Source organism: Rhodococcus sp. PvR099 (genome assembly GCF_017833315.1).
Classification (GTDB): domain Bacteria; phylum Actinomycetota; class Actinomycetes; order Mycobacteriales; family Mycobacteriaceae; genus Rhodococcus_G; species Rhodococcus_G oryzae.
On the sequence record NZ_JAFIBV010000001.1, the window covers coordinates 4,349,725 to 4,367,609 of the forward strand.

A 17,885-nucleotide genomic window follows, 5' to 3' on the forward strand; every position below is an offset into this window, starting at 1 on the left:
TTTGTGGGGTTCAGGACGCTCTCAACGGGGTGCGGGACGCCTGCTTCCCACGAACTCCAGGGCCTCCCTGGCCAGCGAGAGCCACGTCAGGTCGTCGTCCACGGTGACCGTCAGCCATTCCTTCATCGGCCGCCCCTTGCCGGCCTCGAACGTTCCGCCCATTCCGCTCCCGACCAGGGATTGGACCCGGGTCCTCGGCAGCTTCACCACCAGTCGACCGCCCGTGAGCATGGCAAAGATCGAGCCGTTGACCTTCAGTGCGCCCGATCCGAAGCCCCGCCGGGTGCACTGTTCGGGCACCGACACGCCCGCGAGGCCGGCGAACTCGTCGACCAGCGAGGTGAAGCGTTCCTCGGGGTCCACGAATCAATTCGACCGCGTTCGGGTGCCAGGCGCAACCCTGCCCGGCGTCGTCGATTCGAGTAGTCGGCTACTCACGTGATATTGGTCGCCCGCCGGAAGGTTGAGTGGTGAGCCCGCCTGATCTGGGCCGATCCACGCCGGAGAACGCCATGAGAGAAACAGTCGCGGTGTTGCTTGTCGTGGGCGTGCCGGGTGACCACGACTCCTCGACCGTCGCCGCCTGGAGTTGTATCTGTGACCCGTGACGGGCTCTTGCGTGCGGTGGGGGCCGGGCGAAGGATTGAACCCGTAGTGGCCGCCGCGCGGGCCGGGTGGTGCCCGCCGATCGGTGGACCGCGTCGGTCGGTCACCGTGATCCGTTGAGTTGGGGTCCAGGCCCCGACTCGAGGAGGCAGAGATGTTCATCCAAGTCGTCCAAGGAAAGGTGTCTGACGAGGAGGGCCTGCGCAGGTGCATGGACTGGTGGGCGGAAGAACTGCAGCCGGGGGCCACCGGCTTTCTGGGGTCGACCCGCGGAATGTCCGAGGACGGGACCTTCATCGTGGTGGCACGGTTCGAGTCCGAGGCGGCGGCCCGCAGGAACAGCGAGCGCCCCGAGCAGAGCGCCTGGTGGGCTGAGACCGAGCGCTGCTTCGACGGTCCGGTCTCCTTCATGGACTGCCCGGAGGTGACCGAATGGCTCGGCGGCGGCTCGGACGACGCCGGATTCGTGCAGATCATGGAGGGGCACACCAGCGACGAGACCCGGATGCGGGAGGTGCTGACGCAGGCAGGCGACCAGGTCCAGGAGCTGCGCCCGGAGATCGTCGGTGGGACGCTGGCGACGGACGGCTCCGGCGGATACGTCGAGACCGTCTACTTCACGTCCGAAGCGGAGGCGCGCGCCCACGAGAAGATCGAGATCCCCGACGACCTGCGCTCGCTGTTCGAGGAGGAGGGCCGGCTGATGGGGGAGGTGTCGTACTTCGACCTGCACGAGCCGATGCTCGTCACCGCGCGGCGGACCTGACGATCTCCAGCCGCACACGAAGCCTCCGGACCTACCGGGGGCTTTCGTCTGCGCGGCCGCCTCCCGATTCCCGACACGTGTGGCCGCCGAACTGATACGGTTCCGCATCGGATGCAGAAATGTATCGAAATGCGCGGTGTCTCGGGAAGGAGCGGCTGATGCGTGTGGACGACACGGCCGAATCCGCGACGCCCAAGCGCGTGACGAAGCGCCGCATCCAGACGCGGGAGCGGCTGCTCGACGCCGCGCTGCTCGTCTTCGCCGAAGAGGGCTTCGGGCGCTCGACGGTGGAGCAGATCTGCGAACGCGCCGGCTACACGCGGGGCGCCTTCTACTCGAACTTCGCCTCCCTCGATGAGCTGTTCCTGGCGATGTGGGAGCAACGATCGGCGCAGATGCTCGCCGACCTCCGCGAAGCGGTGTCGGGCGAGTACACCGGGGAACCGGGTGAGCTCGGCGTGGTGGAATCCACCGCACGGATTCTCGACGCGATCCCGATCGACGACCAGTGGTACCGGATCACCGCGGAATTCACGGCGCACGCCCTGCGAAATCCGTCGCTCAAGCGGGTGATGGCCGCCAGGGAAGAGGCCATCCTCGCCACGATCCTGCCGATCGTCGAAGCGGCACTGGCGCGGGCCGGGCGGCGAGCGACGGACCCGCAAGCCCTCGGCCGGGCGTTGGTGGCCGTGCACGACGGGACCACCGTCCAATGCCTGATGGAACCAGAAAGTGACACCGTCCGCCGGGCGCGCACGAATCTGTTCGTGAGCGTGCTGCGCAACTACAGCGAGGAAGTGTGAACGTGAACGCCGATGTCATCGTGGTGGGGGCGGGCCTGGCAGGACTGGTGGCCACCCACGAGCTCGTGAAGGCCGGACGCCGGGTGCTGGTGATCGACCAGGAGAATCGCAACAACCTTGGTGGACAGGCATTCTGGTCGCTCGGGGGCCTGTTTTTCGTGGATTCCCCCGAACAGCGCCGACTGGGGATCAAGGATTCCCACGAGCTGGCGCTGGCGGACTGGATGGGATCGGCCGGATTCGACCGCGAGCGCGAGGACCACTGGCCACGCCAGTGGGCGCGCGCCTACGTCGACTTCGCGGCCACCGAGAAGCGGGAGTACCTACGTGAGCTCGGGCTCAAGGTCGTGCCGACCGTCGGTTGGGCCGAGCGCGGCGGCGGAAGCGCGTCCGGGCACGGCAACTCGGTGCCCCGGTTCCACCTCACCTGGGGCACCGGACCGGAGGTCGTGCGCATCTTCGCCGAGCCGGTTCTCGAGGGCGAGAAGAGGGGTCTGGTCAACTTCGAGTTCCGGCATCAGGTCGACGAGCTGATCGTCGAGGACGGCGCGGTCGTCGGTGTCCGGGGAACCGTGCTGGAGCCGACGGACCTCGAGCGGGGCAAGGCGTCCTCGCGAACCGCCGTGGGCGAGTTCGAGTTCCGCGCCAAGGCGGTGATCGTCACGTCCGGCGGCATCGGCGGCAACCACGACCTGGTGCGCAAGAACTGGCCGACCGAGCGTGTCGGCCCGGCGCCGGAGACGATGATCTCGGGCGTGCCTGCGCACGTGGACGGTCGGATGCTGGCCATCACCGAGAGCGCGGGCGGCAACATCGTCAACCGCGACCGCATGTGGCACTACACCGAGGGCATCATCAACTGGGACCCGATCTGGCCGAACCACGCCATCCGCATCATCCCGGGCCCGTCCTCGCTGTGGCTCGACGCCACCGGGCGCCGGCTGCCCGCGCCGAACTTCCCCGGCTTCGACACGAACCAGACCATGAAGGCGATCCTCGCGACCGGGCACGACTACTCCTGGTACATCCTCACCCAGTCGATCATCGAGAAGGAGTTCGCGCTGTCGGGCTCCGAGCAGAACCCGGATGTCACCGGCAAGGACGTCAAGCTGCTGCTGCGCAGCCGGCTGGCCAAGGGGGCGCCGGGCCCGGTGGAGGCGTTCAAGCAGCACGGCGTCGACTTCGTGGTGGCGGACAACCTGCGCGAGCTGGTGGACGGGATGAACAAGATCGCCCGCGGCCCCCAGCTCGACTTCGATCAGGTCGAGGGTGAGGTCCTCGCCCGAGATCGCCAGTTCGACAACAAGTTCGGCAAAGACCTGCAGCGGATGGCGATCACCAACGCGCGGCAGTACCGCAGCGACAAGCTCACCAGGGTCGCCAAGCCGCACCGGCTGCTCGATCCCGAGCACGGACCGCTGATCGCGGTGCGCCTGAACATCCTCACCCGCAAGACCCTCGGTGGGCTCGAGACCAACCTGGACTCGCAGGTGATTCGCGCCGACGGCGAGGCCTTCGATGGCCTGTACGCGGCGGGCGAGGTCGCCGGGTTCGGCGGCGGCGGGGTGCACGGTTACAACGCCCTCGAGGGGACCTTCCTCGGCGGCTGCATCTTCTCCGGCCGCGCCGCGGGCCGGGCGCTGGCGCGGGAGCTCGCGTGACCGGTACGCGCACCGCGCTGGTGACCGGGGCGTCCTCCGGTATCGGTGCTGCGGTGGCGAAAACTCTTGTCGGCCGGGGATATCGGGTGTTCGGTACCAGCCGGAACCCCGCGTCGATCGGCGATCCCATCCCCGGTGTCGAGTACCTGGCCCTCGACCTGACGGATCCGGCGAGCATCGAGTCGTGCGCGGCCGCGGCGGGCGAGGTGGACGTCCTGGTCAACAATGCCGGGGAGAGTCAGAGCGGGCCGATCGAGGAGCTTCCGATGGAGGCGGTCGAGCGGCTCTTCCAGACCAACGTCTTCGGCGCCGTCCGGCTCACCCAGCTCGTGCTGCCCGGGATGCGTGCGCGCGGGTACGGACGGGTCGTCATGGTGGGGTCGATGCTCGCGAGTTTCCCGCTGGCCTACCGCTCGTCCTATGTCGCAACGAAGGCGGCTATCAAGGGCTTCGCGACCGCGGCCAGGCGGGAGGTCGCGCCATACGGCGTTGGCGTGACGACGGTGGAGCCGGGTTCGATCAGCACCGGCATCGGTGAGCGCCGCACCCACTACCTCGACGAGGGGTCGCCGTACACGGCCGAGTACCGGACGATGATCGCTGCGCTCGACGCCAACGAGCGCGCGGGCATCTCCGGTCAGAAGGTGGCCGAGACCGTCGTGAAGGCGATCGAGGCAGACCGTCCCAAGCAGCTCTACGCGGTGGGCAGCAACGCCCCGGTGACGTTCGCGCTGCGTCGGATGCTCCCGCGCACGATGGTCGAGAAGCTGGTGGCCCGTCGGCACGGATTGCGCTGAGCCGCACCCTGTCACGGCGGTTCGACCGCCGTGACGGGGGCGAGCGCCGGTCCTAGCCCCGGACGTCGAGGATCGGCCCGGCCAGTTCGCGGGCGGAGGTCGCGGGGTCGGTGCCGGGCTGGGTGACCCCTGCCGCCAGCGTGCCGTCGATGAGCAGCGCGAACTGATCGGCCGCGTGCGCGGGCCGAGGGTGCCCGAGGGCGACGAATTCCGCCTCGAGGAGCAGGTGCACGCGCTCGCGATAGCTGCGGGTGACGGCGTGCCCGGGATGGTCGGGGTCGGCCAGCGCGAGGTCGGCGGCGAGGTAGCGGCAGCCGCGGAACCCCGGCTGGGCGATGACCTCGCCGAGCCGGTCGAGGACGGCCAGCAGGCGATCACGTGGATTGTCGCCCGCGGCGCGCATCGTCCGTTCGTAGTCGGCCTCGTCCTCGGCGGTGCTGCGCTCGAGCACCGCGGCGATCAGCCCGTCCTTGCCGCCGAAGTGCTCGTACAGCGAACGCCGCGCCACGCTCGCCGTCTTGAGGAGCGAGTCGACGCCGACGCCCATGCCCTGGCTGTAGGTCAGCTCCTGGGCGGCGTCCAGCAGGCGCTCTCGTGGCCCGGGTGTGGTGCGGGTGGTCATGGGGCCAGCCTTCCAGGTGTTGACGGGTAGATCAACCGTTCTATATATTCCGATGAGACCGAACGTTCTATCTACTGATGGGATTGTCACCATGTCGCTCCGCACCACCACCGATGTCATCGACCTCTTCAACCGCGCCTTCACCGACGCGGACGCCGGCCTCCTCACCGACCTGATCGGCGAGGACTGCGTGATGGAGTCGGTCCAGCCCGCCCCGACCGGGGAGCGCGTCGAGGGCCGCTCGGCCTGCCTGGCGTGGTGGGGCGCGCTGGCCCTGGACCGCGCCACCCAGTTCCGTCCCCAGGAGGTGGTGGTGGCCGGGGACCGGGCGACGATCCGCTGGCGGTACCGCTTTGGCGACGGCGAAGCGGACTGGGTGGAGGGGGTGAACCTCATGCGGGTCCGGGACGGACTGATCGTCGAGGCCCTCGGCTACAGCAAGACCGCGGGCGAGGTTCCGCTGGCCATCGACACCGCCGCCGGGCACTGAGGAAGAGGAGGGAGAACACCGATGCGTAGCTATCACGTTGACGAGGGGGCCGGGATCGACGGCCTGACGATCCGGCGGCACGAGGTCCCGGTCCCAGGCCCTGGACAGGTCCTGGTCGCGGTGCGCGCCGTCTCGCTCAGCTACCGCGAGTTGTTGGTGCTGCGCGGCACGTACGTGTTGCCCGTGAAGCCGGACGTGGTGCCGGTGTCGGACGGGGCGGGCGAGATCATCGCGGTCGGACCGGGGGTCCGCTCGGCCCGGATCGGTGACCGTGTGGCAGCGACCCTGTTCCCGAGCTGGCAGGACGGGCCGTTCGGGGCCGAGCACCTGCCGCAGCGGGGCGGCTCGCTGGACGGCATGCTCACCGAGTTCGTGGTGCTCGGCGAGGACGAGTTCGTGCCGGTCCCCGATCACCTGTCCTTCGAGGAGGCGGCGACGCTGCCCTGCGTCGCGGTCACCGCGTGGAACGCCCTGACCGGTGACGGCATCGGCCTGCGGGCCGGGCAGACCGTGGTCGTGCAGGGCTCGGGCGGGGTGTCGCTGTTCGCGCTCCAGTTCGCGAAGGCGCTCGGGGCCAGGGTGATCGCCACCACCAGCAGCCCGGCCAAGGCCGCCCGCTTGACCGAGTTCGGTGCCGACGAGGTGATCGACTACCGGGCAACGCCCGACTGGTCGAGCGAGGTCAGGGACCTGACCGGTGGGCGAGGCGCCGACCGCGTCATCGACGTGACCGGGTACCTGGAGCAGTCGCTCCTGGCGGTGGCGACGGAGGGGCACGTCGCCTGCGTCGGCTTCGTCTCCGACAACGCACCGCCGCTCATCGACGCCCGGGTGTTGTTCGCCTCCGGTGCCACGGTGCGCGCCGTTGCGGTCGGCAGCCGCGCGCAGTTCCTCGCGATGAACCGCGTCATCGAGGCGAACGGGATCCGCCCGGTCATCGACCGAGTGTTCGCCTTCGACGACGCCCCCGACGCCTACCGCCACTACGCCTCGGGCGCGGCGCTGGGAAAGGTGGTGGTCACTGTGTGACCGCGACGGCGTCGATCTCGAACCGCATGTCCGGGAGGGCGAGCGCGGCCACCCCGGTCAGCGTCTGGGTCGGCGGCCGGTCGCCCCAGATCTCGCCGATCAGCCTGGCGATGACCGCGAGCTTGTCGGCGTCGTGGCCGACGATGTGGGTGCGGAGCGCGACGACGTGGCGGTAGTCGAGGCCAACCGCGGCCAGTGCGGTCCGCAGGTTCGCCAGCGATTGTTCGACCTGGTCGGTGAAATCGGTTGAGGTGACGTGGCCGTCGCCGTCGGAGGCGTACTGGCCGGCGATGAACACCAGGTCCCCGCGCGTGCGGGCGACGTGGCTGTAGCCGAATCCGACCGGGTCGTGCAGGTTCTCGGGGTTGATGATCGAGTGCGACATGGCGCGGGTCCTTTCGGGGGTGGTCGGTGAGGGTCGAGGTCAGTCGCCGAGGCGGACGAGCATCTTGCCGGTGTTGGCCCCGCGCAGCACGCCGAGGAATGCGTCCGGGGCCTGCTCGAGACCGTGCACGACGGTCTCCTCGGTGCGCAGGGTGCCGTCGGCGAGCCAGCCCGCCGCCAGCGGGATGTACTCCGGGAACAGGTGGAAGTACGAGCCGATCAGCATGCCGCGCAGGGTCAGTTCCTTCGCGGCGGCTTGGAACAGGTTGGTGGGGCCGGGGGCGGGCGCGGTGTTGTTGTAGGTGCTGATCGCGCCGACCAGGGCGACCCGGCCGCCGACCCGCGCGGCTCCGATGGCGGCCTCGAGATGATCTCCGCCGACGCTGTCGAGGTAGACGTCGATCCCCTCGGGGGCGGCCTCGGCGAGCCGCTCGGTGAGGCGGCCCTCGCGGTAGTCGATCGCGGCGTCGTAGCCGAAGTCGGCGATCAGCTTCTTGGTCTTGATCGGACCGCCCGCCGATCCGATCACCGTGGCGGCGCCCAACTTCCGTGCGATCTGGCCGGCGACCGATCCCACGGCCCCGGCGGCCGCGGAAATGAAGACCACGTCGCCCTCCCGGACCGGTGCGACCTCGGTCAGGGCGGCGTACGCGGTCAGGCCGGTGGTGCCGAGCACCCCGAGGTAGGCCTGGCCCGGCGCGATCGCGGTGTCGATGACGGTGGCGTCGGCCGCGTCCAGGACCGCGTACTCGCGCCATCCGAGGAAGTGGGTCACCGTCGTGCCGACGGGGATCGTCTCCGATAGGGACGCGACGACCTCACCCACCGCGCTGCCGTCCATGGCGGCGCCCAGCTGGAAGGGCGGGATGTAGGACTCGGCGTCGTCCATGCGGCCCCGCATGTACGGGTCGACGGACATCCAGGTGTTGCGGACCAGGATCTGGCCCTCGCCCGGCTGGGGCACGGCGACCTCGACGAGTTCGAAGTTGTCCGGCCCGGGCTCGCCGACCGGGCGGGAGGCGAGGCGGATCTCGCGGCCGGTGAGCTGGGGGGCGGCGTTCTGGTTCGCGCTCATGGGGTTCTCTTCTCTGATCGGTGTGCGGTTCGGTTTCGAGGTGGTGACCGGCTGTTCGTCGGTTCCTCCGGCCTCGCTGGAACCACTGTGCCGACGGGCGCGCACGATCCGCGCAGGGTTCGCTGGGGGTCACGCACGGCTGGGTTACTGTGGCCGAATGCGTTTCGGGGTACTCGGTCCGCTCGCGGTGTGGACCTCCGACGGCACCCCGGTGCGGGTCCCCGAGGTGAAGGTCCGAGCCCTGCTGGCGGACCTGTTGGTGCATCACGGGCGGCCGGTGACGGCCGCGCGGCTGGCCGACGACCTGTGGGGTGAGGATCTCCCCGGTAACCCCACGAACACCCTGCAGACCAAGGTCTCCCAGCTGCGCCGGGCCCTCGAGGGTGCGGAACCGGGCGGCCGGGATCTGGTCGGGTACAGCCCACCCGGCTACCTGCTGCGGGTCGAGGCGGCCGCCGTGGACGCCGGGCAGTTCGCCGCGCTGACCGCGCGGGCGCGCGCCACCGTCGATCCGCGCGAGCGGGCCGGGCTGCTCGCGGAGGCGCTGGCGTTGTGGCGGGGGTCCGCCTACGCCGACTTCGCCGACGAGGGATTCGCGCGCGAGGCGATCACCCGCCTGGAGGAACTGCGGCTGACCGCTCTCGAGGATCACGCCGAGGCCCGCCTCGAGCTCGGTGAGCACGACCTGCTGGCCGACGAGCTGGGGCCGTCGGTCGCCGCCCATCCGCTGCGGGAACGCCTCCGTGCCGCGCAGGTCCTGGCCCTCTATCGGGCCGGCAGGCAGAGCGAGGCGCTGGCGAGCTACGGGCAGCTGCGGGAGGTGCTGGCCGAGGAGCTCGGCGTCGACCCCAGTCCGGACCTGGTCACCCTCTATCACTCGATCCTGGATCAGGACCCGGGGCTTCTGGCGGCCCCGGACGCCGCCGCGCGCGCCCGCGACAACCTGCCCGCGGCGCGCAACGACCTGATCGGCCGGGCGCGGGAGCTGGCCGAGGCCCGGGACCGGCTCGCCGGCGCCCGACTGGTCACGCTGACCGGGCCCGGCGGGGTGGGGAAAACGCGATTGGCGCTGGCCGCCGCCGAGGCGGTGGCCGAGGACTTCCCGGACGGCGTGTGGTTCGTCGAGTTCGCCGAGCTGCGTAGGCCTGCGGTTCCGGAGTCGTCGTCCGCCCGCGAGGTGGCCGCCGCGGTGGCCGCAGTGCTCGGGATACGCGATGACGCCGTCACGGGTCCCCGCCCGGCGATCGAATCCGCCGATCCGGCGGACCTGCTCGCGGGTGCACTGCGATCAAGGCGGTTGTTGCTCGTGCTGGACAACTGCGAGCATGTGGCGGATTCCGTTGCGACGCTGGTCGATCTGCTGCTGGGGCGGGCGCCAGGCCTGCGGGTTCTGGCCACCAGTCAGGAACCGCTGGCGGTGGACGGGGAGGTCCTGCAGGTCGTACCCCCGCTGCGCCTGCCCGACGCGGAGCCGGACCTCGCGGACGTCGAACGGTCCGCCGCCGTGCAGCTCTTCACGATGCGCGCCGTGGCCACCGCCCCTGGGTTCGTGCTGGACGCCGGGAACGCGCGCGCCGTGGCCGCGATCTGCCGCCGACTCGACGGCATTCCGCTGGCGCTGGAGTTGGCGGCGAGCCGGGTGCGCGCGTTGGGGATTCACCAGCTCGCCGACCGGCTCGACGACCGATTCCGACTGCTGGCCGCCGGCAGGCGCGGCGCCCCGGCCCGCCAGCAGACCCTGCGGGCGGTGATCGACTGGAGCTGGGGCCTCCTCGACGAGCAGGAGCGAATCGTGTTGCGCCGCCTCGCGGTACACGAGGGCGGTTGTGCCCTCGACGCCGCAGAGGCCGTCTGTGCCGGTGTCGGCGTCGGCACCGTCGAGGTGCTCGATCTGCTGAGCCGTCTGGTCGACCGATCGCTCGTGGTGGTCGTGGACGACGGGGCGGAGCCGAGGTACCGGCTGCTCGAATCAGTTGCGGCCTACAGCCTCGAACGGCTGCACGAGGCCGGAGAGTTCGAGCAGGTTCGCCTGCAGCACAACATCTTCTACACGGAGCTCGCCGAGCGGACCGAGTCGCGGCTGCGCGGCGGAGACCAGCACGCGGGCCTGCGTCGGCTCGACGCCGAGGCAGCAAACATTCGTGCCGCTCTCGACGGCGCTGCGGAGCGAGGCGAGGCGGACCTCGCGGTGCGGATCGCCGATGCGATGGCGTGGTACTGGTTTCTTCGTGGCCGGTTGTCGGAGGGGAACAGGGCGCTGCGCGCGGCGCTGGCGGCCCCAGGGGAAGCCGCGGTCGCAGGCACGGCCAGGGCCGGTGCCTGGCTCGCCGGCTTCGCGATGCTGGTCGGCGAGGGTACCGAACCGGGGGAGCGGAGCCGGGCGTTGTTGCGGGCCTTCGACGGCGCCGATGATCGGGGTGGGCGGGCGCGGGCGCAGTGGTTCCTGGCGTATGTCCACCTGAGGCTGGGCGCGCTGGACGTGAGCTCCGAGCTGATCGACGCGGCGATCTCGACCTTCCGTGAACTCGGTGACCGCTGGGGCATCGGAGCGGCGGAGCATGCCCTCGCGACCGCCGCGCTGTTCCGGGGGGATCTGGAATCGGTCGGGCGTCACGCCGCCGCGGGCATGGCCGCGTTCGCGGAACTGGGGGACGGGTGGGGCCGAATTCAGGCCACCGATGTGTTGGCCACACTCGCGGAGATCGCCGGCGACTACTCGGATGCCGCCCGCCTGCACCGGGAAGGGGTCGGCCTCGCCGAGGAGCTCCACCTGTGGACCGATGTGTCGTACCGGCTGTCCGGTCTCGGTCGAATTGCCTTACTCACAGGTGATTTCGATGAGTCCAGGGAGCTACACGAGCGCGCGATGCGGGTCGCCGCGGAGCAGTCGCACCGGTTCGCCGAGCAGTTCGCCGAGATCGGGCTCGCGCTGGTGGCCCGAAGGACGGGCGACCTGGATGGCGCCCGGGTGCATCTGCAGCACTGGCTCGAGTGGGATCGGCGGCTCGAGTCCGCCCAGGGGATCCCGTTCTACGGCGTGGTGCTGATCCTCGCCGAACTGGGCTTCAACGCGGAGCAGCGCGGCGAGGTCGAGCAGGCGTTGGCGCTGCACCACGAGGGTCTCGCCGCGGTCCGGGAGACCGGCGATCCCCGCGCGATCGCTCTGGCGCTGGAGGGGATCGCCGGTGCACACGCGGCGGGCGGCCGCCCCGAGCTCGCCGCGCGGCTGTTGGGGGCCGCCGCCGCGGCCAGGAAGGCGGTGGGCCAGCCGCTACCCGACGCCGAGCGAGGTGACGTGGTCCGGATCGAGGCTCTGATCAGGGATGCCGTGTCTGCGGCGGTGTTCACCGAGGAGTTCGACCGAGGTGCCGCCCGCGACCTCGCCGATGTCCTGGGCGATCCCGTGCTCGCCGCCGTGCCCGCGACGGTGCGGTAACGGGGGCCGGTCCCGGGCCGACAGACATACTGTCTGGGCTGTTTCGCGTCTCCGGGAGGTAATCGACGATGAACCGCATGCTCTTAGCCGGGTCCTGCGCCCTGGCGATCGGTCTCGGAACCCTGCTGGCCCCGGCCGCTTCGGCCGAGGCGGTCAGGGGACAGGGTGGGCCGGAGTCGCATCCGTGCAGTGACCAGTTCGTGGTGCCGCTCGACCCGCAGGCCTGGACCACCGACAAGATGGTCGTCATCAGCCCGTACGGCACGGATCGCATCTCCTGCGGCTCGTGGCACGGGTTCTTCTATGCGAGCCAGACCGATCCGCAGGGCAAGGTGCACGGCCTGCAGAACCCGCTCGCCGCCATGGGGCTCTTCGGCTCGGGCTCAGGGGCCGGGTATGAGGGCGGCAAGGTCTACGTCTGGCAGCCGTAAGCCGGGCTGAGCTATTTACTTTCAACCCAATTATTATCGAACGTGTGTTCGAGTAGACTTCGAACATGGATCTCGACGAGATGCTCACCGCGCCACCGGATGTGGCCGCGTGGCAGCTCGCAGACACCGAACTCCTGCGGCTGATTCCCGAGCTCTCGCTGCGGATGCGGCAGCTCGAGGCGCTGCGGGTACGTCTGATGCATCAGGTCGATCAGCGGTGCGTGGCCGAGCAGGTCGGGGCCTCCTCCCCCGGCAACTGGCTCGCCGGCGCGACTACCATGACGCCCGGCCAGGCAAACAGGATCGTCAAACTCGGACGGGAGCTGGCGAAGCACTCGGAGGTGGCCGCCGCGTTCGACGCCGGCGAAACCGATTACGACCAGATCCGGGTGATCGTTGAACTCCTGAGCAAGGTTCCCGACCCCGACGCCCCGGCACGCTCTACCGACAACACCGCCGACGACGACACGGCCGAGACCGACAGTGACGGCGACGGAGAACCCGACGGTGACGGCAACGGCGAGAATGTGTTCGACATCGTCGGAACCGACTCCACCCGCGCACAGGCCTGCGCCCGCTACCTCCTCTACGCCGCCCGCACCGAAGACTCCACCACCCTCGCCCGCCGAGCCAAGGCACTCGATCAGATCCTCAACGGCGACAAGAAGAACCCCGATTCGGAGAACGCCGAACTCAACGAATTCCACGCCTCACCCGGACTCGGCGGCCGCGTCCACCTCAAAGGACACCTCGACGCCGCCTCCGGCGAAGCCCTCCTCACCGCACTCTCCGCCCTGTCCAAGCCCCGCCCCGGGGCCGACAACCGCGACGGACAAACCAGCAAAGACCAACGCACCCCCGCCCAACGCCGAGCCGACGCCCTCACCCGCATCGTCCGCACCTATCTGGACTCAGGGCAGGCACCCAGCGAAGGCGGCGAACGACCCCACATCAACGTCTTCGTCGACGCCGACGACCTCGCCGCCACCACCGACCAACACCATCACCATGAACGCGGCCACCGGGGGCGTCGCCGCGGACCGGCCTGGATGCCCTGGTTGGGGCCCATCTCACTCGACCTCGCCGCCCAGATCTCCTGCGACGCCGACATCACCCCCATCACCATGAACGCCGACGGCAACCCCATCGACGTCGGACGCACCACCCGCCTCATCCCCCGCAAACTCCGCCGCGCCCTCAATGCTCGGGACTGCGGCTGCGCCTTCCCCGGCTGCGGACGCCCCGCCGCCTGGACCGAAGGCCACCACATCCAGCACTGGTCCAACGGCGGCCCCACCAACCTGTCAAACCTGGTACTGCTCTGCCGCTTCCACCACACCACCATCCACCGCGGCGACTGGACCGTGACCATCAGCAAAACCGACGGCCACCCCTGGTTCACCCCACCCACCTGGATCGACCCCCGACGACAACCCATGCCGGCACACAACCGGCGCAACCAACTCACCTTCGCCGCCTAAAGCGAATCCATCGGGCACAGAGCGCGGGGCGCCGAGTGCGGTGATCACGCTGCATCCTCGGGCTCCCGAGTCCTGGGGCCGACCTCCCGCACGACGGTGTAGGTGGGGATCCCGCTCATGCGGGGCTCGGCCTTGCCTGCGATCGCCTTGAGTGCCGCGCCGATCGCCGACATCCGTCCCTCGGTATCGGAGGTCTCGACGAAGTTGCGGTAGTCGGCCTCGCTGGCCCAGTGCACGATGTTGTACACCCGGGATCCGTCGGTGCTCACGTGGAATCGCGCGGATCGGTATCCGGGATAGAAACTGACCCAACGGTTCTGCATCTCGGCGAAGGCGTCGACGAGCTCTGTCCGGGTCCGGGGACCGTCGACGGTGTAGTCGATGATCGAGTAGAAGCCGGTGTCGGTGCTCATGGTGGTTCTCCCTTGTCGAGACGTGATGGGTGCGGCGGTTCAGGTCGTGGTCGGCGTGGTCTGCGCGGAGGCGATCCGCCAGCGGTCGCCGTCCTCGACCATCACGTAAGTGAGTTGCCCCGTGGTCGCGGGCAGGGCCGTTGCGGCGGAATCCCTTCCGTCGAAGACCCGTTTGACGCAGGCCACGATCGCCACGTCGTCGCGGAGGAATCGGATGTCCTCGATGTCGACGGTGGTGGTCACGTCCGCGAGCGGTGTCGCCAGCGCCTGCCGCATCGCCTCGGTCAGCGCGTCCCGGCCCGAGACCCGGCGTCCGCCGAAGTTGACGATGGTCACCTCGGGGGTGTGCAGCGGGATGAATCGGTCCACGTTGTTCTGGAACTCCACGGCGTCGGCGACGAGGCGGCGGATGGCGGTCAGTGCGGGTGAATCGGTGCTCATGTCGGTGCTCCAGGTGGGGGTCGTGGTGGTCAGGGCAGATCCGTGCGGCCGTCCAGGTTGGCGACCATGCGCCGCAGGACGTTGACGGTCGCGACGTAGTCGGCGGTCGGCACCCCCTCGCGCATCTGCCTGTGTGCCTGAGCATTCCGCTCGTGGGCGCGCCGCCGCCCGGCCTCGCCGTCGTCGGTCAGGGTCAGGGTGCCGGCGCCCTCGTCGACGCGCAGCCAGCCCCTGCCGGCCAGATCGTCGAGGACAGCGCCGAAATCTGTTCCCTCGTCGGCGAATTCGTCGAGACGCTCGGCCAGCGTCGTGCGGGTCCAGGTGCCGGGGGACCCGCTCACGTGATTGAGGGTCCACCAGTGCGGCTGGGTGAGCTGTTCGACCGCGAGCTGTCCGCGCAGGGCTCCGATGACCGCGCGGGCCGCCAGGTCGGTCCAGTAGCCCATCGGTTGGGCGGCGATCACGTCGTCGGGGTAGCCGATCATCGTCATGTCGTTGTCCTCTCGGGTTTGCGTTGCGCGGATCAGTAGGCGGCGGTGAACCGGACCCGGTGATGCCGTGGCCGTTCCGCCTCGTCGAGCAGCGCCACCGCCAGGTCCTCCATGGAGAGCACGGAGGCGCCGTCGGCATCGACCAGCAGGTCGTCCGTGCCAAGCCGGAACAGTCCGGTTCGCGTTCCCGGCTCGAGCAGTGCGGGCGGGCTGAGGTACGTCCACTGCGCCGACGCGTCGGCACGGCACACCTCGAGCTGGTCGGCACACGCCCGCGCGATGCCCCGCAACTCGGCGGGGAAGTCCGGTTCGTCCATCACGGTCACCCCGGCCGTGCCGGGCACGGTCAGGGTCGCGGCGCCGCCGACGACCAGCAGCCGCACCCGGGTCCGGGCCAGCCCTGCGAGCAATGCCCTTGTGGTCGAGACCAGCTCGTCCTCATTGCCCGGTGTCGGCCGCGTCGCACTGATCACGAGGTCCTGGCCGACGCTCAGGTCGATGATGTCCTCGATGCTGGCTGCGTCGCCGATGCGGACCTCTGCTCCCGCCGGCACCTCGTGTGCTCGCGCGGGGCTCCGGAGCACGGCCGTCACCTCGTGGCCGCGGTCGAGGGCCTCGGCCACCGCCCTGCTGCCCACCTGTCCCGCCGCGCCGAAAACTGTGATGCGCATGGTTGTTTCGTTCCTGTCAGTTGGTTGTCGATGAATGTCGGGTGGTCCGTGCGGTCCGTGGTCAGGCCGGGAGGGCGGGGCTGCGCCTGGTGGTGCTCACACGCTCGGCGACCCAGACCAGGAAGGTGGCGAGAGCGAGTGCACCCCCGAGGGCACTCACGCCCGCCCATCCGCCGCGCACCCAGGCGACGGCGGTCAGTGCCGAACCTGCGGCGCCACCGACGAAGAAGGCCGTCATGAATGCGGAGTTCAGCCGGTTGCGGATCTCGGGGGCCAGGGCGTAGATGACGTTCTGATTGCTGTTGAGCACCGACTGCTGCGCCACCGTCAGGGCGATCGCGCCTGCCAACAGCCACACCAGCGATGTCGCCCCCGCGGCGATCGCCAGCCAGGACATCGCCAGCAGTGCGGTACCGATACCGGACACCCACTGCACGTAGCCGCGGTCGGCGAGCCTGCCGGCCACAGGGGTGGCGATCGTCCCCGCGACGCCGACCAGACCGAAGAGGCCGATCACCGCCTCCGACCACGAGTAGTGGTCCCCGACCAGTAGGAACGTGACGGATGTCCAGAACACGTTGAACGAGGCGAGCGAGAGCGCGGCGATGATCGCCCGCCAACGCAGCACGGGTTCGGTTCGGAACAGGACGACGGTCGAGCGCAGCAGCGAGGGGTAGGACATCCCGGCGGGGGTGTGCAGGCGGGGCAGGACGCGCCACAGCAACACCGCGACCACGGTCAGCAGCACCGCGTTGACCCAGTAGACCGTGCGCCAGCCGCCGAACTCCGACAGCATTCCCGAGACGGTCCGCGCGAGCAGTCCGCCGAGCAGGAGGCCGCTCATCACGGTGCCCACCACCCGGCCGCGATGTTCCGGATCGGCGAGCGCCACCGCGAAGGTCACCAGTACCTGCGCAGCCACCGAGGTGATGGCGGCGAGTGCGGTGCCAGCCAGCAGGACCGCACCGTTGGGGGCGGCGGCCGACATCAGGAGGAACACCGCGGTGGCCCCGAACATCGCCACCGCGAGGCGGCGCCGCTCCAGGAGATCTCCGAGCGGCAGCAACAGGATCAGCCCCAGGGCGTAGCCGGCCTGCGCGGCGGTGACGACCATCGCCGCTGTCGACGTGCTGAGCTGGAGGTCCTGGCGGATCACGTCCAGGAGTGGTTGTGCGAAGTAGTTGCCCGCCGCCACGAGTCCGGTCGAGACCGACATGAGGAGCAGCAGTCCTCGGCTCAGGCCGCCCGCGGCCTCGGGAGCGGCGGCACGCGGTGTCGTTCGCGCCATCAGGTTTGTCATGACCGAAAGCCTGGCCAAGAAAGATCAATGAGTCCAACACATGTTTGTCACCGCAACGATCGTGATTCAAGATAGATGGATGGAGCTTCAGCAGATGCGGTACGTCCTCGCCGTCGCGGAGGAGAAGAACTTCACCCGAGCTGCCGAACGCTGCCTGGTTGTCCAGTCCGCGCTGAGCCACCAGATCGCGCGCCTGGAACGAGAACTGGGCGCAAAGCTGTTCGACCGGACCAGTCGCCGGGTCGAGCTCACGCCCGCCGGGGAGGCGTTCCTCCCCGAGGCCCGGCAGAGTGTGGAGGCCGCGGAACGGGCACGGGCCGAGGTCACCGCCGTCGCGGGCGAGATCCGGGGCCGGCTCGCGATCGGTGCCATCCCGACTGTCGGGGCGGTCGACCTCGCCGCGTCGCTACGGGATTTCACGGCACGTCACCCGCAGGTGCAGATCAGTCTCCGAATGGGGGCGAGCGGCGATCACATCGACCAGATCCGCCAGGGCACACTGGATGTCGCCTTCCTCGGCCTGCCGCCAGGCGTGCAGCCGACGGGCGTCCGTGGCGTCGAACTGGCGCGTGGAGAACTGGTCGCGTTGATGGCGCCGGGACACCCCCTCGCCGAGGCGAGGGGTCTGGACCTGCAGGGGCTGGCCGACCAGGTGTTCGTCGATTTTCCGGCGGGCTCCGCCGGTCGAGCGCAGTCCGATCAGGCGTTCGCGGCGGTCGGTGTCCAGCGTCGTGTCGCCTTCGAGGTGATGGCCGTGGACTTCTTCGCTCGGCTGATCCGGCAGGGCCTGTGCATCGGGTTGCTGCCGGCGTCCATCGTGTCGGGGTTCCCCGACCTGTGTGCCGTCGAGCTGCGCGATCCCCCGACCCGGGTCGAGCACCTGGTGTGGAGCCCGCGGCGGCCCACGCCGGCGGCCGCGGCCTACCTGTCCGGGCTGGGGGTCGCCGACGACCAGCTCCTGTCGTCGCCGGGGCGTCGGTAGCGACCC

The 17,885-nt window shown here is 69.9% G+C and carries 19 protein-coding genes; 10 read left to right on the forward strand and 9 right to left on the reverse strand.

What is annotated here, in order from left to right:
* Positions 1–21: 21 nt before the first annotated feature.
* The gene (locus JOE46_RS20010; protein ID WP_097213858.1) at positions 22–363 is read right to left on the reverse strand and encodes a hypothetical protein; all 342 of its coding nucleotides are present in this window, start codon (positions 361–363) and stop codon (positions 22–24) included.
* Positions 364–760: 397 nt separating this feature from the next.
* Here JOE46_RS20010 and JOE46_RS20015 point away from each other — a divergent pair, with 397 nt between their 5' ends.
* The 4 genes from JOE46_RS20015 (at position 761) to JOE46_RS20030 (ending at position 4,633) form a co-directional block, all read left to right on the forward strand.
* The gene (locus JOE46_RS20015) at positions 761–1,372 is read left to right on the forward strand and encodes a hypothetical protein (protein WP_097213859.1); all 612 of its coding nucleotides are present in this window, start codon (positions 761–763) and stop codon (positions 1,370–1,372) included.
* A 158-nt stretch (positions 1,373–1,530) separates the two neighbouring features.
* Positions 1,531–2,175, forward strand: a complete 645-nt coding sequence (locus tag JOE46_RS20020; RefSeq protein WP_097213860.1) for a TetR/AcrR family transcriptional regulator — start codon at positions 1,531–1,533, stop codon at positions 2,173–2,175.
* 2 nt (positions 2,176–2,177) lie between these two features.
* Positions 2,178–3,836 (forward strand): FAD-binding dehydrogenase, encoded by a 1,659-nt coding sequence (locus JOE46_RS20025; RefSeq protein ID WP_269588681.1) that lies wholly within the window; start codon positions 2,178–2,180, stop codon positions 3,834–3,836.
* Entirely contained in the window at positions 3,833–4,633 is an 801-nt protein-coding gene (locus JOE46_RS20030; RefSeq protein ID WP_097213862.1) for an SDR family oxidoreductase, read from the forward strand. Before JOE46_RS20025 ends, JOE46_RS20030 begins: the two co-directional genes overlap by 4 nt.
* A 52-nt stretch (positions 4,634–4,685) precedes the next feature.
* On the opposite strand, the gene JOE46_RS20035 is transcribed toward JOE46_RS20030, so the two are convergent.
* On the reverse strand, positions 4,686–5,255 hold the full coding sequence (locus tag JOE46_RS20035) for a TetR/AcrR family transcriptional regulator (RefSeq protein ID WP_097213863.1): 570 nt from the start codon (positions 5,253–5,255) through the stop codon (positions 4,686–4,688).
* Positions 5,256–5,346: 91 nt separating this feature from the next.
* Between JOE46_RS20035 and JOE46_RS20040 the strand changes: the two genes are divergently transcribed.
* The gene (locus tag JOE46_RS20040) at positions 5,347–5,745 is read left to right on the forward strand and encodes a nuclear transport factor 2 family protein (RefSeq protein ID WP_209928232.1); all 399 of its coding nucleotides are present in this window, start codon (positions 5,347–5,349) and stop codon (positions 5,743–5,745) included.
* A 21-nt stretch (positions 5,746–5,766) separates the two neighbouring features.
* A complete protein-coding gene (locus JOE46_RS20045; RefSeq protein ID WP_209928233.1) occupies positions 5,767–6,774 on the forward strand; it encodes an NAD(P)-dependent alcohol dehydrogenase in 1,008 nt (335 codons plus the stop codon).
* On the opposite strand, the gene JOE46_RS20050 is transcribed toward JOE46_RS20045, so the two are convergent.
* Entirely contained in the window at positions 6,764–7,159 is a 396-nt protein-coding gene (locus tag JOE46_RS20050) for a RidA family protein (protein WP_209928235.1), read from the reverse strand. The genes JOE46_RS20045 and JOE46_RS20050 overlap by 11 nt on opposite strands.
* 39 nt (positions 7,160–7,198) lie before the next feature.
* Positions 7,199–8,233, reverse strand: a complete 1,035-nt coding sequence (locus tag JOE46_RS20055; RefSeq protein WP_209928237.1) for an NADP-dependent oxidoreductase — start codon at positions 8,231–8,233, stop codon at positions 7,199–7,201.
* 157 nt (positions 8,234–8,390) lie between these two features.
* Between JOE46_RS20055 and JOE46_RS20060 the strand changes: the two genes are divergently transcribed.
* The 3 genes from JOE46_RS20060 to JOE46_RS20070 all read left to right on the forward strand — a co-directional run bounded on the left by JOE46_RS20060 (position 8,391) and on the right by JOE46_RS20070 (position 13,581).
* The gene (locus JOE46_RS20060; protein ID WP_209928239.1) at positions 8,391–11,669 is read left to right on the forward strand and encodes a BTAD domain-containing putative transcriptional regulator; all 3,279 of its coding nucleotides are present in this window, start codon (positions 8,391–8,393) and stop codon (positions 11,667–11,669) included.
* A 77-nt stretch (positions 11,670–11,746) separates the two neighbouring features.
* On the forward strand, positions 11,747–12,100 hold the full coding sequence (locus JOE46_RS20065) for a hypothetical protein (RefSeq protein ID WP_209928241.1): 354 nt from the start codon (positions 11,747–11,749) through the stop codon (positions 12,098–12,100).
* Positions 12,101–12,165: 65 nt separating this feature from the next.
* Complete coding sequence (locus tag JOE46_RS20070) at positions 12,166–13,581, forward strand: HNH endonuclease signature motif containing protein (protein WP_209928243.1); 1,416 nt, start codon at positions 12,166–12,168, stop codon at positions 13,579–13,581.
* A gap of 44 nt (positions 13,582–13,625) precedes the next feature.
* On the opposite strand, the gene JOE46_RS20075 is transcribed toward JOE46_RS20070, so the two are convergent.
* The 5 genes from JOE46_RS20075 to JOE46_RS20095 all read right to left on the reverse strand — a co-directional run bounded on the left by JOE46_RS20075 (position 13,626) and on the right by JOE46_RS20095 (position 16,897).
* Positions 13,626–13,994 (reverse strand): antibiotic biosynthesis monooxygenase, encoded by a 369-nt coding sequence (locus JOE46_RS20075; protein WP_097214433.1) that lies wholly within the window; start codon positions 13,992–13,994, stop codon positions 13,626–13,628.
* A gap of 39 nt (positions 13,995–14,033) precedes the next feature.
* Positions 14,034–14,435 carry an SgcJ/EcaC family oxidoreductase gene (locus JOE46_RS20080; RefSeq protein WP_097214434.1) on the reverse strand — a complete coding sequence of 134 codons (402 nt, stop codon included), beginning with the start codon at positions 14,433–14,435 and terminating at the stop codon, positions 14,034–14,036.
* A gap of 29 nt (positions 14,436–14,464) precedes the next feature.
* Positions 14,465–14,926: a MarR family transcriptional regulator gene (locus tag JOE46_RS20085; RefSeq protein WP_209928245.1), complete on the reverse strand. Its 462-nt coding sequence runs from the start codon at positions 14,924–14,926 to the stop codon at positions 14,465–14,467.
* Positions 14,927–14,958: 32 nt separating this feature from the next.
* On the reverse strand, positions 14,959–15,597 hold the full coding sequence (locus tag JOE46_RS20090) for an NAD(P)-dependent oxidoreductase (RefSeq protein WP_097214435.1): 639 nt from the start codon (positions 15,595–15,597) through the stop codon (positions 14,959–14,961).
* 61 nt (positions 15,598–15,658) lie between these two features.
* A complete protein-coding gene (locus JOE46_RS20095; RefSeq protein ID WP_245221120.1) occupies positions 15,659–16,897 on the reverse strand; it encodes an MFS transporter in 1,239 nt (412 codons plus the stop codon).
* A gap of 79 nt (positions 16,898–16,976) precedes the next feature.
* Between JOE46_RS20095 and JOE46_RS20100 the strand changes: the two genes are divergently transcribed.
* A complete protein-coding gene (locus JOE46_RS20100) occupies positions 16,977–17,879 on the forward strand; it encodes a LysR family transcriptional regulator (protein WP_097214436.1) in 903 nt (300 codons plus the stop codon).
* Positions 17,880–17,885 lie beyond the last annotated feature (6 nt).

Bases quoted from the DNA above. Each gene is read 5' to 3' on its own strand.
- JOE46_RS20080 (WP_097214434.1), bottom strand. From the start codon at position 14,435: ATGAGCACCGATTCACCCGCACTGACCGCCATCCGCCGCCTCGTCGCC.
- JOE46_RS20020 (WP_097213860.1), top strand. From the start codon at position 1,531: ATGCGTGTGGACGACACGGCCGAATCCGCGACGCCCAAGCGCGTGACG.
- JOE46_RS20015 (WP_097213859.1), top strand. From the start codon at position 761: ATGTTCATCCAAGTCGTCCAAGGAAAGGTGTCTGACGAGGAGGGCCTG.
- JOE46_RS20095 (WP_245221120.1), bottom strand. From the start codon at position 16,897: ATGACAAACCTGATGGCGCGAACGACACCGCGTGCCGCCGCTCCCGAG.
- JOE46_RS20075 (WP_097214433.1), bottom strand. From the start codon at position 13,994: ATGAGCACCGACACCGGCTTCTACTCGATCATCGACTACACCGTCGAC.
- JOE46_RS20040 (WP_209928232.1), top strand. From the start codon at position 5,347: ATGTCGCTCCGCACCACCACCGATGTCATCGACCTCTTCAACCGCGCC.
- JOE46_RS20050 (WP_209928235.1), bottom strand. From the start codon at position 7,159: ATGTCGCACTCGATCATCAACCCCGAGAACCTGCACGACCCGGTCGGA.
- JOE46_RS20055 (WP_209928237.1), bottom strand. From the start codon at position 8,233: ATGAGCGCGAACCAGAACGCCGCCCCCCAGCTCACCGGCCGCGAGATC.
- JOE46_RS20060 (WP_209928239.1), top strand. From the start codon at position 8,391: ATGCGTTTCGGGGTACTCGGTCCGCTCGCGGTGTGGACCTCCGACGGC.
- JOE46_RS20085 (WP_209928245.1), bottom strand. From the start codon at position 14,926: ATGACGATGATCGGCTACCCCGACGACGTGATCGCCGCCCAACCGATG.
- JOE46_RS20090 (WP_097214435.1), bottom strand. From the start codon at position 15,597: ATGCGCATCACAGTTTTCGGCGCGGCGGGACAGGTGGGCAGCAGGGCG.
- JOE46_RS20065 (WP_209928241.1), top strand. From the start codon at position 11,747: ATGCTCTTAGCCGGGTCCTGCGCCCTGGCGATCGGTCTCGGAACCCTG.
- JOE46_RS20035 (WP_097213863.1), bottom strand. From the start codon at position 5,255: ATGACCACCCGCACCACACCCGGGCCACGAGAGCGCCTGCTGGACGCC.
- JOE46_RS20045 (WP_209928233.1), top strand. From the start codon at position 5,767: ATGCGTAGCTATCACGTTGACGAGGGGGCCGGGATCGACGGCCTGACG.
- JOE46_RS20070 (WP_209928243.1), top strand. From the start codon at position 12,166: ATGGATCTCGACGAGATGCTCACCGCGCCACCGGATGTGGCCGCGTGG.
- JOE46_RS20100 (WP_097214436.1), top strand. From the start codon at position 16,977: ATGGAGCTTCAGCAGATGCGGTACGTCCTCGCCGTCGCGGAGGAGAAG.